13 protein-coding genes are annotated in these 13501 nt (G+C 36.3%); 7 read left to right on the top strand and 6 right to left on the bottom strand.

Annotated features, from left to right (window positions below; translation table 11 throughout):
- Positions 1 to 25 precede the first annotated feature (25 nt).
- A complete protein-coding gene (gene nusA, locus ABID46_RS09035) occupies positions 26 to 1261 on the bottom strand; it encodes a transcription termination factor NusA (RefSeq protein ID WP_354509270.1) in 1236 nt (411 codons plus the stop codon).
- 11 nt (positions 1262 to 1272) lie between these two features.
- On the bottom strand, positions 1273 to 1740 hold the full coding sequence (rimP, locus tag ABID46_RS09030; protein WP_354509268.1) for a ribosome assembly cofactor RimP: 468 nt from the start codon (positions 1738 to 1740) through the stop codon (positions 1273 to 1275).
- A gap of 88 nt (positions 1741 to 1828) precedes the next feature.
- On the opposite strand from rimP, the gene ABID46_RS09025 reads away from it, so the two are divergent.
- Positions 1829 to 2305 carry a methylated-DNA--[protein]-cysteine S-methyltransferase gene (locus tag ABID46_RS09025; protein ID WP_354509266.1) on the top strand — a complete coding sequence of 159 codons (477 nt, stop codon included), beginning with the start codon at positions 1829 to 1831 and terminating at the stop codon, positions 2303 to 2305.
- A 1-nt stretch (position 2306) separates the two neighbouring features.
- On the opposite strand, the gene ABID46_RS09020 is transcribed toward ABID46_RS09025, so the two are convergent.
- Positions 2307 to 2798, bottom strand: a complete 492-nt coding sequence (locus ABID46_RS09020) for a DUF456 domain-containing protein (protein WP_354509264.1) — start codon at positions 2796 to 2798, stop codon at positions 2307 to 2309.
- Between the two features lie 85 nt (positions 2799 to 2883).
- Here ABID46_RS09020 and ABID46_RS09015 point away from each other — a divergent pair, with 85 nt between their 5' ends.
- The 4 genes from ABID46_RS09015 to ABID46_RS09000 all read left to right on the top strand — a co-directional run bounded on the left by ABID46_RS09015 (position 2884) and on the right by ABID46_RS09000 (position 6426).
- Positions 2884 to 4158 carry a mechanosensitive ion channel family protein gene (locus ABID46_RS09015; protein ID WP_354509262.1) on the top strand — a complete coding sequence of 425 codons (1275 nt, stop codon included), beginning with the start codon at positions 2884 to 2886 and terminating at the stop codon, positions 4156 to 4158.
- Positions 4151 to 4882 carry a pyridoxine 5'-phosphate synthase gene (locus ABID46_RS09010; protein ID WP_354509260.1) on the top strand — a complete coding sequence of 244 codons (732 nt, stop codon included), beginning with the start codon at positions 4151 to 4153 and terminating at the stop codon, positions 4880 to 4882. Before ABID46_RS09015 ends, ABID46_RS09010 begins: the two co-directional genes overlap by 8 nt.
- A gap of 269 nt (positions 4883 to 5151) precedes the next feature.
- Positions 5152 to 5940, top strand: a complete 789-nt coding sequence (locus tag ABID46_RS09005; RefSeq protein ID WP_354509258.1) for an alpha/beta fold hydrolase — start codon at positions 5152 to 5154, stop codon at positions 5938 to 5940.
- Positions 5941 to 5991: 51 nt separating this feature from the next.
- Positions 5992 to 6426, top strand: a complete 435-nt coding sequence (locus ABID46_RS09000; protein ID WP_354509256.1) for a DoxX family protein — start codon at positions 5992 to 5994, stop codon at positions 6424 to 6426.
- Positions 6427 to 6612: 186 nt separating this feature from the next.
- Here ABID46_RS09000 and ABID46_RS08995 read toward each other — a convergent pair whose 3' ends face one another.
- The 3 genes from ABID46_RS08995 to ABID46_RS08985 form a co-directional block, all read right to left on the bottom strand.
- Positions 6613 to 7380 (bottom strand): carbohydrate binding domain-containing protein, encoded by a 768-nt coding sequence (locus ABID46_RS08995; protein ID WP_354509254.1) that lies wholly within the window; start codon positions 7378 to 7380, stop codon positions 6613 to 6615.
- Between the two features lie 145 nt (positions 7381 to 7525).
- Positions 7526 to 8695, bottom strand: coding sequence for a beta-helix domain-containing protein (locus ABID46_RS08990; RefSeq protein WP_354509252.1), 1170 nt, complete (start codon positions 8693 to 8695; stop codon positions 7526 to 7528).
- 21 nt (positions 8696 to 8716) lie between these two features.
- Positions 8717 to 11470 (bottom strand): carboxypeptidase-like regulatory domain-containing protein, encoded by a 2754-nt coding sequence (locus tag ABID46_RS08985; protein ID WP_354509250.1) that lies wholly within the window; start codon positions 11468 to 11470, stop codon positions 8717 to 8719.
- A gap of 188 nt (positions 11471 to 11658) precedes the next feature.
- Here ABID46_RS08985 and ABID46_RS08980 point away from each other — a divergent pair, with 188 nt between their 5' ends.
- On the top strand, positions 11659 to 12333 hold the full coding sequence (locus tag ABID46_RS08980) for a response regulator transcription factor (RefSeq protein WP_354509248.1): 675 nt from the start codon (positions 11659 to 11661) through the stop codon (positions 12331 to 12333).
- A gap of 1 nt (position 12334) precedes the next feature.
- Positions 12335 to 13384 carry a sensor histidine kinase gene (locus ABID46_RS08975; RefSeq protein WP_354509246.1) on the top strand — a complete coding sequence of 350 codons (1050 nt, stop codon included), beginning with the start codon at positions 12335 to 12337 and terminating at the stop codon, positions 13382 to 13384.
- The last annotated feature ends 117 nt before the right edge of the window (positions 13385 to 13501 follow it).

The following is a 13501-nucleotide window of genomic DNA, read 5'->3' as shown; positions in this document are numbered from 1 at the left end:
TGCGGTTTTAAATTTTTTGTCACGATTAATCTTCTAATTCTTCGCGTAAAATTCTGATGACTTCGTGGATGGTTTCCTCTTCCAAATCGGTACGAGACACTAAATCGTTGACATCTTGTTCCAAAATGCTACGTGCTGTATCCAATCCGATTTTTTGGAAAGCTTCAATTACCCATCCGTCGATTTCATCACTGAATTCTGCTAATTCCACATCTTCATCTTGTGGGATATCTCTAAAGACATCAATTTCCATTCCTAATAATTTCCCAGCCAAACGAACGTTGTGTCCATTTTTTCCGATTGCTTTGGAAACTTCTTCTGGCTTTACAAAAACGGTTACTTTCTTTTCATCCTCATCCACTTCCATTCTGGAAATTTTAGCAGGACTCAAAGCTCTGGCAATGTATAATTGTAAATTATTGGTATAATTGATGACGTCAATGTTTTCATTTTTCAATTCGCGAACGATGGTGTGAATACGAGATCCTTTCATTCCGACACAAGCTCCAACTGGATCAATTCTGTCATCGTAAGATTCTACCGCCACTTTCGCTTTTTCACCTGGAATTCTCACTACACCTTTGATCGTAATAATACCGTCAAAGATTTCAGGAATTTCCGTTTCAAATAATTTTTCTAAGAATTTAGGTGATGTTCTAGACAAAATAATCTGAGGCTTGATTCCTTTCAATTTCACTTCGTCTACTACTGCACGTACAGATTCTCCTTTGCGGAAGAAATCAGAAGGAATTTGATTTTCTCTAGGCAAAATCATTTCGTTTTGATCTTCATCCATCACAATAATATGTTTTTGACGGATGTGGTGAACTTCACCTGAAATGATCTCTCCTTCCATTTCTCTGAAACGCTCATAAAGATTTGCGTTATCATGCTCCATCACTTTTGCCACCAAGTTTTGACGTAAAGCCAAAATTGCACGACGACCTAAATCCTTCAACATAACAGGCTCTGACACCTCTTCTCCAACCTCAAAATCTGGCTCGATTTTTCGTGCTGCAGATAATTCAATTTCCGCACTATCATCTTCCGCCATTCCATCTTCTACCACAATACGGTTGTGCCAAATTTCTAAGTCACCTTTGTCTGGATTGACAATTACATCAAAGTTATCGTCTGAACCGTATTTTTTTCTTAAAACGCTTTGTAAGGATTCCTCCAAAATCGCCATAAGCGTGATACGGTCTATGTTTTTTTCATCTTTGAAATCACCAAATGATTCAATCAATGCTATATTATCCATTTTATATAGTTTTAAAAAGTGATTTTTACAATTGCTTTTTTTATCTCTGTATAGTCTATTTTCTCCTGTTTCTCAACAGTATGTTTTCCTTTTCCAATAGGTTTGGGCTCGCGAGCTTCCCATTTTAATTCGATGGATTGATCGTCGGCAGAAATCAATTCTCCTTCCATATCTTTCCCACCATCTACGCGCGTAATCTTCAAGGTTCTGCCTATGTTCTTCTTGTATTGACGTGGCATTACAAGTGGACTTCCAACACCGGCCGAAGAAACATTCAATGAAAAATCTGCTTCTTCTCTATCCAAATTATGTTCAACATGACGACTGATTCTCACGATTTCATCAATGGACAATCCTTCGTCACCATCTACCAAAATTTCAATGTGGTTATCCCCTGAAATTTTCCATTCTACCAAAAACAACATCGGATTTTCCTCTATTGCTTCGTCTATTAATTTTTTTACTAATTCTTGATTCATATGACAGAACAAAAAAGAGAGCTACGGGCTCTCTTTCACAGTTTTTCTCCTTAAATTCGTTGCAAATATACAACAAATATTTGAATTAATGAATTTTACATCAAAATATAAATCACCAATTGGTTGGATGGAAATACAAGGAGATGAAGATTCTATACATTCTATCTTGTTTTCTGAGGTGGAACCAGAGGAAACTTTTTACCAAAGTGAATTCGCTTCAAAACTGAAATCCGATTTAGATTCTTATTTTCAATTAGGCCATTGGAATTTCGACTATCAATTACGCCCAAAAGGAACGCAATTTCAACAAAAAGTTTGGGATGAACTTCAAAAAATTCCTTTTGGAAAAACAATTTCTTACTTGGATATGGCTAAAAGTTTAGGTGACGAAAAAGTCATTCGTGCTGCAGCATCTGCCAATGGGAAAAATCCAATCTCGATTCTAATTCCTTGTCATCGTGTAATTGGAAAAGATGGAAGTTTAACCGGATACGCGGGTGGTCTTCATCGAAAGAAATTTTTATTGGAATTGGAAAAGAGTTTGACCCAAACCGAACTGTTTTGATCTAAAAAACATCTTTCCATAGGAAAACCGCTAAAATTGCCATGGACAACATCATTCCGTATCCGCTCGTTAAAAGATAACCAACCACAGAACCCAAAGCCGAAATCAAGGCACGTTTATGACTTTTGCGATCGTACATCAATTCGCCTATCAAAGCTCCTAAAAAAGGTGCTAGGATAATCGATATTAACCCAAAAGGCGCAAAAACAATTCCGACTACCAAACCAATTAACATCCCGATAACACCATAGCGTGAACCACCCATTTTTTTGGTAGCGACAATGGGCACGAGATAGTCCAGAATAATTCCCAAAATGGTAAAGAATCCAAAAATGGAAATTACCCACCAACTGATTTCTGAAAATCCTAGGATTTTCGCCAAAAATAAAGAACCAAAAGCAAGGATTGAGCCAGGCAAAACAGGTAAGAATGCGCCTAAAAAACCCACAAACATGGCCAAGGCAAATAGAATTTTTATGATCAAATCGTCCATAGAGTAAAGGTAAAAGGTTTTTAGGATATATTTACCATTAAAATTAGGTAGAATGGCTTAAATTTGCCCTTTAAAATTTAAACCTGTGTTTGACGAAACAGCCAAATTATACACCAACGAATTTTTTCGAAATCTAGCTCGAACTGTACGAAAATACATCAGAGATTTTTCGGGGGATACCATCAACAAATCCTTATTCCCCTTCATTGAAGTACTTTTCTGGATTTTGGCTTTGTACTTGGTTGACGTAATTCTCCAAAAGATATTTGGCTACATTTTTCGTGTTATTTCCAACAAATTACGTTTCAGTTGGGTTAAAAAATTCTATGAAAAAAAGGTCTTCAGAACTGTTTTGCATTTCATCACCTTAAACTTATTGATTGACATCAATCCGTATGTGTTCCAGCGCTACCAAGGAATTGATGGATTGATGGACAAAGCAATTAGTTTGTTGACCATTTTATTATTGCTTCGTTTAATTTACCGTGTGATTGATGCAGTTATAGAAATCAACGATGATCATGAATCTCACACAACAGTTGGGGTGAGAACCTTTGGTCAGATGATCAAAATATTTGCTGGGTTCTTTGGGGCGATTTATTTCATCGCCACCTTGATTGACACCGAGGCAAGTAGCATCTTAACGGTTTTAGGGGCCTTGACCGCTGTGGTTTTATTAATCTTTAGAGATTCCATTTTGGGATTTGTTTCGGGACTTCAAATTTCTTCCTCTCGTTCGATCAAAGTTGGCGATTGGGTTTCTGTATCGAAATACCATATTGAAGGAATTGTAAAGGAAATCAACTTGGCCATCACCAAAATTGAAAATTTCGACAAAACGATTTCAACGGTTCCAACCTATGATTTGATTGCTTCAGAGGTGACGAATCATTCTGCGATGATTCAAACCAATACGAAACGAATCAAACGATCGATTTTCTTCAATGTAAATTCGTTTCAATTTTGCACACCTGAAATGTTGGAGAAATTTCAAAAAATCGATTTGATCAGCTCCTATCTTCAATTGAAATTAGAAGAAATCAATTCAAGCAATAAAACAGTTGTCAACAAAGATTACATAATCAATGGAAGACAATTGACCAATATTGGAGTTTTTCGCAAGTATGCTGAAAATTATTTAAGCAACCGTCCCGATATTTCCAAATCAGACAAGATAATCGTCAGACAATTGGAACAAACCGCCCAAGGAATGCCTTTGGAAATCATGTGTTTTACGACATCTGCTGATATGGTAGATTTTGAACGAATTCAATCGGATGTTTTCGACCATTTGATCAGTGCTTCCAAAGAATTCGATTTAAAAATTTCACAACCATTTGTAATACAAAATAATGACTAAACTAAGTGTCAACATCAATAAAATCGCAACGCTACGTAATTCTAGAGGCGGAAATACTCCGAATGTTGTAGAAGCTGCCATCAAAGCACAAGAATTTGGAGCGGAAGGAATTACCGTTCATCCACGACCAGACGAGCGCCACATCCGTTACCAAGACGTCTATGATTTATCGCCTGTAATTACGACTGAATTTAATATTGAAGGAAAACCAATTGACTCCTTCATGAAAATGGTATTGGAAGTGAAACCTCATCAAGTAACTTTGGTTCCCGATGCGGAAGATGCCTTGACTTCGAATGCGGGTTGGGATACGATCAAACATTTGGATTATTTGACGGATATTATTTCTGAATTCAAACGAAACAACATCCGAACATCTATCTTTTTAGATCCGAATCCAGCTTTGGTTGAAAGCGCTGCCAAAACAGGCGCAGACAGAATTGAATTGTACACGGAAAGCTTTGCAGTGGAATACGGAAAAGGAAATTTAGACGGAATCAAACCGTATAGAGAAACCACCGACGAAGCTTTGAAAAACGGTTTGGTTGTCAATGCTGGACATGATTTAAGTTTAGACAATTTGGAATTCTTTATAAGAGAAATTCCTGAAATTGCCGAAGTTTCGATTGGTCATGCCTTGATTTCGGAATCGATTTATATGGGTTTTGAAAATACGATTCAAGCTTATTTGAAAAGAATTGAGTTAGCGAACAGAAAAGCCTAAGGATTAACTTCGATTTTGGGATTCAATTTGTTTGTTTCGGTAACTTAAATACTTGTTTAATTTCATCAGCAAACGAACGATAAAATAAATTGCCAAAATAGAGAATAGCCCGATCATTACTTGTGAAGCAAGTATTTCAAAGCTAAAATCAGAGATAAAATTTCATTCATTTGTAAAATAGTTTAAAGGTTCGATTTACTAATTTAGTATTTTCAAACTAACATTTCCCACTATATCAATAATTTAACAAAGACAAAATTTAAAAATACATGACCTCGATCCTTCATAGCAAAATATATCCGCAAGACGAGAATTCAACTTCAGCTTCCAAAGATTTATTGATTTTACATGGATTGTTTGGGCAGTCTGATAATTTTGCCACCTTGGCGAAGCAATTCGCTTCTTTTTACACGGTTCATACGATAGATTTACGCAACCACGGAAGAAGTTTTCATTCAGACGATATGAGTTTTGAGGCGATGACCGAGGATATTTTGAATTATTTGAATCACCATCAAATCGAAAGTTGTTATTTATTGGGACATTCTCTTGGTGGACGATCGGTGATTGAATTTGCCTACGAGCATCCCGAACGTGTTGAGAAATTAATCGTTGCAGACATGGCGCCAAAAGCTTATCCGCCGCATCATCAAGGGATTTTAAAAGCACTGAATTCGGTAGATTTTGGTCAAATTGAAAAACGTTCTGATGTTGAGGATGTTTTGAAAAATTATATTCCAGACATGGGAACGCGTCAATTTTTATTGAAGAATGTTTACCACACTGATGAAGGAAATTATGCATTTCGATTCAACTTGAATACCTTAACAGAATTCTACGATAAAATGGTTGGTGGAGATTTGACAGATGGAATTTTTAACCATCCAACTTTGTTCATCCGCGGAGAAAAATCGAACTATGTACTAGAAGAAGATAAAGAATTGATTCAAAAGCATTTCCCGAATTATGAAATGAAAACGGTTCCCAATTCTGGTCATTGGGTACATGCAGAAAACCCCAAAGCATTTTATGATTTCGTCGTGGATTTCCTAGGCTGAATCGGCATTCTAGAAATTATTTAGTACCTTTATTCTACACAAAAAATCTTTATGAAGAAACTGAATTATTTTTCCTCGGGAACGACGACAATGAATGTTGATGTTTCCGCGCTCATTTTGCGAATTATTGCAGGTGGATTTATGTTGTATGGGCATGGTTTGGGAAAGTTCCAAAAGTTCTTTTCAGATGAAGCCATTCAATTTGTCGATCCATTTGGCATAAGCGCAACCGCTACACTTGGTTTGGTAGTATTTGCTGAATTCGTATGTGCCTTTTTCATCATAATTGGATTGATGACCAGAATAGCCACCATTCCTTTAATCATTACGATGCTTTATGCTGGATTTGTCATTCATGGTGCTGACGGATTCCGCGACAAAGAATTATCCTTGTTTTACACCGCAGTTTACATCGTTATTTTCCTTTTAGGACCTGGAAAATATTCGTTGGATCGTTTGATTCGAAAAAGAAGAGCAACCGTTTAAGAATAAGTAGTCCGATTGAGTCTGTACTATTTTTTTAATTTGAAATCACACACATTAGTACGTTTAAATTCTTAGTTTCCAACGATTGATTTTTAAATAGGATTGTGAATCTAAATGAAACTTTAAGATACATCAAAAAAATCCCGGTTCAATAGAACCGGGATTTTATCTTGTATTGGATAAGAATTATTTCTTAACGATTTTTTGACTAACTGTAGCCGCTCCGTTGCTTACGGTTACGATGTAGAAACCTTTAGCTAAAGCTTGAGTATTGATGCTTCCTCCGTTGTCAACACGGTTAGAAGAAACCAATTTACCTTCAGCAGTATAAATGTTTACTGTAGATCTTTCAGCTAATTTCAATGTTAATTTGTCTGTAACTACTGTGTTCATTTTCACAGAGTTTTTGAAATTGTTTACATCAGAAACTGACATAGATCCAGATGCAACAATGTTATCAAAAGAAACTGTACTTCCAGTATAAGCTCTAAAAGCAACGTCTAAAGAAACTGCACCATCACCTGCTGGCATAGTAGCAGTGTGGAATTTCCATTCTGCAGAGTTTTCTAAATATCCGTTGTTTGTTCTGAACTCATCAGTTGAAGCATCTTCAGTTGTATAAACAGCTTGATTGTCTGCATTTTTGTATACACTCCAAATTCTAGCGTCAGTACCATCACCATCTGCTTTGTACCAGAAAGAGATTGTATAAGTTTCACCAGCTGTTACAGGGATATTTTGAAAAAATCCTGTAGTTGCAGTTGCATTTGTATAAGTAACGTGTTGGTTTCCGTCTTGAGATCCAGTAGTAGATACTTCAGGAGCAGTATAAGAACCTGGGGTTCCAGCAGCCCATGGCGCTAAACCATCTTCAAAGCTAGGGTTTACTAATAGGTTTTGTGCAGACAAAGACAATGCTGCAAAAACAGTTAAAATTGTAAAAACTTTTTTCATTATTGTGCAATTTTTTAAATGAGGATGCAAAGGTAATAAATCTATTGAAATTATAGAGTATTATTTATCAATTATTTAAAGAAGACAAAATTTCATCTCCATAGGTTTTTCATGGAGATGAAATTGTCCTATTTATAATGAAATGTTATAATCCTTGAACGTTGGTCCAACCTTGAGCCCAAGATGGTAAATTCACGCCATTTCCAGCGCCTGTAGCTGCTTCATTGATCGTATAAGCACTGCTCACGTCAATACTTTCTCCCGCGCTATTTTTTCCTTTTGATACTGTTCCAACATTGACAAATTTCACTCCGTCTATGAACAAATTCGTAGGAATCCAGCTCAATGTTAAATCGTGTTGAATGTCAATTCCAGTATCCCAATTTGCCAATACAACATTGCTAAATTTTCCTTGGGTTCCTTCTCTTAATTTCATCCCTTGAGGTTCTCCACTTTCAGGAATTCCGATCAAAGTTAATCCTGTAATGGTTGGATTGGAATATGGAGTCAATTCATTATTGGTTCCATTTCCATCTGCTTCAATTCCACGATTTCCTTGTCCGAATGCTTCTTTTGCGTACCAATTCGTATTGGTTCCATTCCAACCTTCCGTCCAGTCGAATTGATCATCTTGGTTTCCAATTGAAATCAAATTACTTGTGTTAACAGTTCCTCCAAACCATTCAAATCCATCATCACTTCCGTTGTAAACTTGAACATAATTTACAGTTGTTCCGTTTCCAACACCAAAGAAACTTACTCCATTGAATTCTTTTTCAGCTGTAAAGTTTGCTCCCGAATATTCTACACGTAAATATTGGATAGATCCAGAATTATCAGAAACAAGATTTCCACCATATGGTAGATCTCCTACTTCAGACATGGCAGAACCTGCACGGTTGATCGGAGCATTTCCACAAATTACCAATCCTCCCCAATCGCCTGGAGTTGGATTATTTGTTCCACTTGTCATTACAACTGGCGCATTTGCAGAACCGTTCACAAAGATTTGAGCGTTTTGCCCAATTGCGATATACGCACTTGTACCTCCCGTAGCCTCAATTCTAGTTCCAGCTGGAATGGTTAAGGTTGCATTTTCTAAAATCTTTACAGGTCCAGTTAATTTATATACTTTACTTGGGTCCAAAACCACATCGGTTCCTTCTCCCGCAAAAGTTCCTTGAAAATCGTTTGCATCTACCTCAACAGTACTTTCGTTGCTTGAGCTTGAATCGTCGTCACTAGAACAACTTGCAAAAAAGAAGGTGGTTGAAATGGCAAGAACACTCCATAATTTGATCACTGATTTTTTCATTTTGATACGTTTTTATGTGAATTAAAATTGATAATTGATACTAAAGCTGAAATTCATTCCGCGTTTGTAATTCAATACAGAAATGGTTTCACTATTATTTTCTTGAAATCTTTCGTACGAAGGATTCAATAGGTTTTTGGCTTGAAGGTTAAATCCTAAGTTTTGGTTCAATTTGGTACGAATGATGAAATCCAATGTTCCCAAACCTTTTTCGACGATATTTCCTCTACCATCTGTTCCCAAAGCATAGATGCGGTCTGAGAAGTAATTGTATGCCAAGGTCATCATTAAGTTTCCACCTCTTTCCCAGTCTTTGACAAAACTTACGTCAGCGTTTACCAACCACTCTGAAGCCCCTTGAAACTGATCTTCTGAATTGGTGAAATTGGCATTCATACGACTTCCGTTGGATAATTTTGTTTCTTCAAATACTTTTTCATTGTTCAATTCTTGATTGGTATGTGCATACGATAAATTGGCACCCACAGTAAATTGAACCGGATTTATGGATGCTGATTTGAATAAAGATTTACGAATCTCTAATTCTCCTCCAAACACATATCCCCAATCTCCTGTATTGGCGTAAGAAACATCGTTTGTAGAAGACGCAACCGTAAATTTGTTAATCGGATTTTCAATGTATTTACCGAAAGCCGTTACGGAAAAAACTTCACCTGTGTTCGGAAATATTTCCCATTTCAAATCGGCATTGTAATCGGTAGAAGCATAGGTTGTTGGCCATCCATAAACGGTTTCGCCTAAATCTTCATACATGAACAAAGCTCTTTCTTTGAATTGCGGTAACGTATAGGTTTTGCTTGTGGCAAAGCGTAAATTTTGCTTGGAATTGATTTCATATTTCAAATTCAAACTTGGTAAAAACTGAAATTCTTCCATTTCGTTTTCATCACCCATCGGATCCAATGAAGTATTCCAAGCAACCGTTTGTTGTACAAATTCTCCTCTTAAACCTAAAACCGCAAAGAATTTTGGTGAAAGTTGGTATTCAATATTGGCAAAACCACCATGAATCGATTGTTCTCCCGTATAAAATTGAGGATCCAAAGATTTCCCTGAGAAGGTTGTCATGTTAAACAAGCCCGCTACATAGTTTTGAGGATTGAAAAATCCGTCCATATTTTGAAAATCTGCATAAACCAAACCACCTACAGGCGAAAGATTGTATTGCATTGCTTCGAAATCACGGTTTTTGATACGACCATTGTATCCAATCGTTAGTTTTCCTTTATACGAATCATCTGATTCTGCAAATTTCCAGTCCATCGCTAAATTCCCTACAAACTCATCTTCGTTTAACGTTTGAAAATAACGGTGGTTCAATGACACAGATGAATTGGCAATTACGTATTGATTTTGAGCAGATTTCCATTCGACCATATTTTGGAAACGATCGGGCATATCGCTTTGAACTGTATTATATCCAACAGCCCAATTCAAATTCATACGATCAGACAAAGCATGCTCACCCAATAATTGATTGATCCAAACCAAATTTTGAACAAAAGAACCTCTGCGCAATAGTCCGCCTTCGTTGGCATTGTCACGCATATAACCAGATCCTTCTTCCAATTTTTGAGTTGATGAATTGACCAATAAACTATTGAAACTTAGTTTTTGTTTGGAGTTGAATTGATGAGAAAGATTCAAAAATCCGGTTGTATTGGTCGAATATTGATAAACTTGATAATCGGTCAAATCTTTTCCCTGAACGACCCCTTGCGCATTGACTCCCGATTTCAAAAATCCATCTTCGTAACTTGTGAAATCATTGTCATGTGATGCTGTCAAGTAAAAACTAAATTTTCCTTTCTCGCCCACATTGAATCGATCTCCAGTAGTAATAGAAAATCCAGAACCCAAAGCACCCGATTTTTTAGGATTCAATCCGTTTTCAAAACCATATTGAGTTAAACTTTTTGGATTCTTTGCTTTGTCAAATCCCAACCAGTTGATTCCAGATTGCAACTGAAAGTTTTTGTCTGAAATCGCATTGGAATTCACTCGAGAAGTCATTCCCAATTTGAAAAATCCTTTTCCAGAATGCTGCTTGGTCATGATGTTGACATTTCCACCGGCAAAATCCCCGAAATAATTTCCGTTGTATACTTTGTCAATGTTTACATAGGATAAAATATCGGTTGAAAAGATGGACAAATCGATGTTTTTGTATTCGGGATCATTGGACGGGATTGGCAATCCGTTCATAGTGGTAGAATTGTAACGATCTCCCAAACCACGAACGTAAATAACACTAGAACCTTCTTGTTTTGAAATTCCCGATACTTTGGTAACGGCAGATGCAACATCACTTACTCCCTTACGTTCCAATTCTTTGATCCCTATATTTTCTTGGATGGTTACAGAATTTTTTTGAATATTTAACAAAGAAGCTTCCCCTTCTTTGCTGACTTGCCCAACAATAACTGCCTCTGACAATTGGGTTGTTTCTTCTTCTAAACTTTTTAATTGAGAATTGATTTCTATATTTTCTCCTTCTTTTAACTGAATATTTTGAACGAAATCTTGGTATCCATAAGCTGCAATTATTAGTTCGTACATCCCAGCTTCCAATGGAATTTCAAATTTCCCATCATCATCTGTAAAAGTATTTATTGCGCCTCCATTGATCAAAATATCGGCATTACTTAACCCAAAACCATTCGAGTCATTTACAGTTCCATAAATCTTTGCAGATGTTTGTCCCCATAAAAAGGAACTTAAACATAGCAATGCAATAAAAAATCCTTGTTTCATTTTGTGTTGAATATTTCACTGCAAAGAACAGAAGGAATTGAGAGGCAGAATTCACGAAAAAATTAAATAAAGATTAAGGAAAGGTTACTAGGTTAACTTAAGTTTAAATCTTTGTTAAACAAAAACATTCATCCTTTTTCTGCGATAATTCTCGTAAATTTGGGCACTGGATTCGATAGCATTTCAACATGAAAAAAATCAAAATACTATTGGTAGATGATGAACCCGATATTTTGGAGTTCTTATCCTATAATTTGATCAAAGAAGGATACGAAGTCATTACCGCAAATAATGGTGCTGAAGGTTTGAAAAAAGCCAAAATTGAAAAACCAGAATTGATTTTGTTGGACATCATGATGCCCGAAATGGACGGAATTGAAGCTTGTTCAGAAATCCGAAAAGTGGAATCCTTGAAAAAAACACTGATCGTTTTCTTGACTGCTCGCATAGAAGAGTTTTCTCAATTAGCAGGTTATGATGCAGGAGCAGATGATTACATCACAAAACCTGTCAAACCCAAAGTTTTGATGAGCAAAATCAAAGCGCTTTTACGATTGAAAACTACCGAAGAAAGACAAGAATTCATTGAATTAGAAGATTTCATCATTGATCGTGAAACCTACAAAGTGGTTTTTCAAGGACAAGATTTCACCTTACCTCGCAAAGAATTTGAATTGATAGCCTTGTTGGCGTCCAATCCAAAAAGAGTTTTTAAACGTGATGAGATTTTGGAAAAAATCTGGGGAAATGAAGTCATTGTTGGAGGTAGAACCATAGACGTTCACATCAGAAAATTACGTGAAAAATTTGGCAACGACCGACTTTCCACAATCAAAGGAGTTGGGTATAAATTGAACGCCTAAGATGTCAGTACCCAATCGTTGGTTCAATACATTTTTATATTCTCTCTGTGGGGCTTTGCTCACATGGATTCTTAGTTGGTTGGTTTATACAGCCATATTTGACCAGAGTTTTATGCATTGGTTTTCCAAAGAATTTATTTGGAGAAATTTGATTTTAGCATTCATCTTACCTTTTGCCATCATTTTTGGAATTTTGAGCTTTGCTTTCCGTAAGATTTCCAAATGGAACATCAATCAATTGTATTCGTTGGTTCCAGATTTAAACCCTCAAGAAACAGCCAAAAATTTCGAGGGATTGTCCGAACAAATTTCTTCTATTACTGACGTCAAAACCAAAGAAATTGATTTGTTGACGGAACGTGAAAATTACCGAAGAGAATTTTTGGGGAATGTTTCACATGAATTGAAAACACCTTTATTTTCTATTCAAGGTTACGTTTTGACGTTGATTGAAGGTGGAGTAGAAGACGAAAACATCCGCGACAAATACTTAAATCGCATCAACAAATCGGTTGAAAGATTGGCCTATATCGTCAAAGATCTTGATATGATTACCGAATTGGAATCGGGAAATCAAAAAATCAACATCAAAAGTTTCAACATCTTGGCATTGACTCGTGAAGTTTTTGATTTACTGGAAATCAAGGCGCAGAAAAACAATGTAACCTTGACGATAGAAAATCCATTGGATATTCCAATCCGTGTAATGGGCGACATTGAACGAATTGAACAAGTATTGACGAATTTGATTGTCAACGCCATCAATCATTCGGCAAAGGAATCAGCTGAAGTGGTAGTTTCTTTCAAAACGGTGGGTGATAAAATCAAAACGACCGTGAAAGACAATGGAATCGGTATCAAAAAAGATCATTTGGATCGAATTTTTGAACGTTTCTACCGAATCGATAAAAGCCGCAGTCGCAATTCTGGAGGTTCCGGTTTAGGTCTTTCTATAGTAAAACATATATTGGAAGCGCACGGGGAAAAGATCAAAGTGAAGAGCCAATACAAAGTAGGAACTCAATTCAGTTTTACTCTTACCAAAGCTTAAAAGTTGAATTTCAAGCAAAATAAAAAAGAGGCTGTCTCAAAAGTGAGATAGCCTTTTTTATAAATAAAAAAAGGAAAGCCAAAGCTTTCCCAATTGAAGCAATTTTAGTAAATTGCT

It is taken from the genome of Moheibacter stercoris, from assembly GCF_040545805.1.
Taxonomy (GTDB): Bacteria; Bacteroidota; Bacteroidia; order Flavobacteriales; family Weeksellaceae; genus Moheibacter; species Moheibacter stercoris.
Note: the sequence above shows the minus strand (reverse complement) of the source record. Positions and strands in the feature narration are given on the sequence as shown.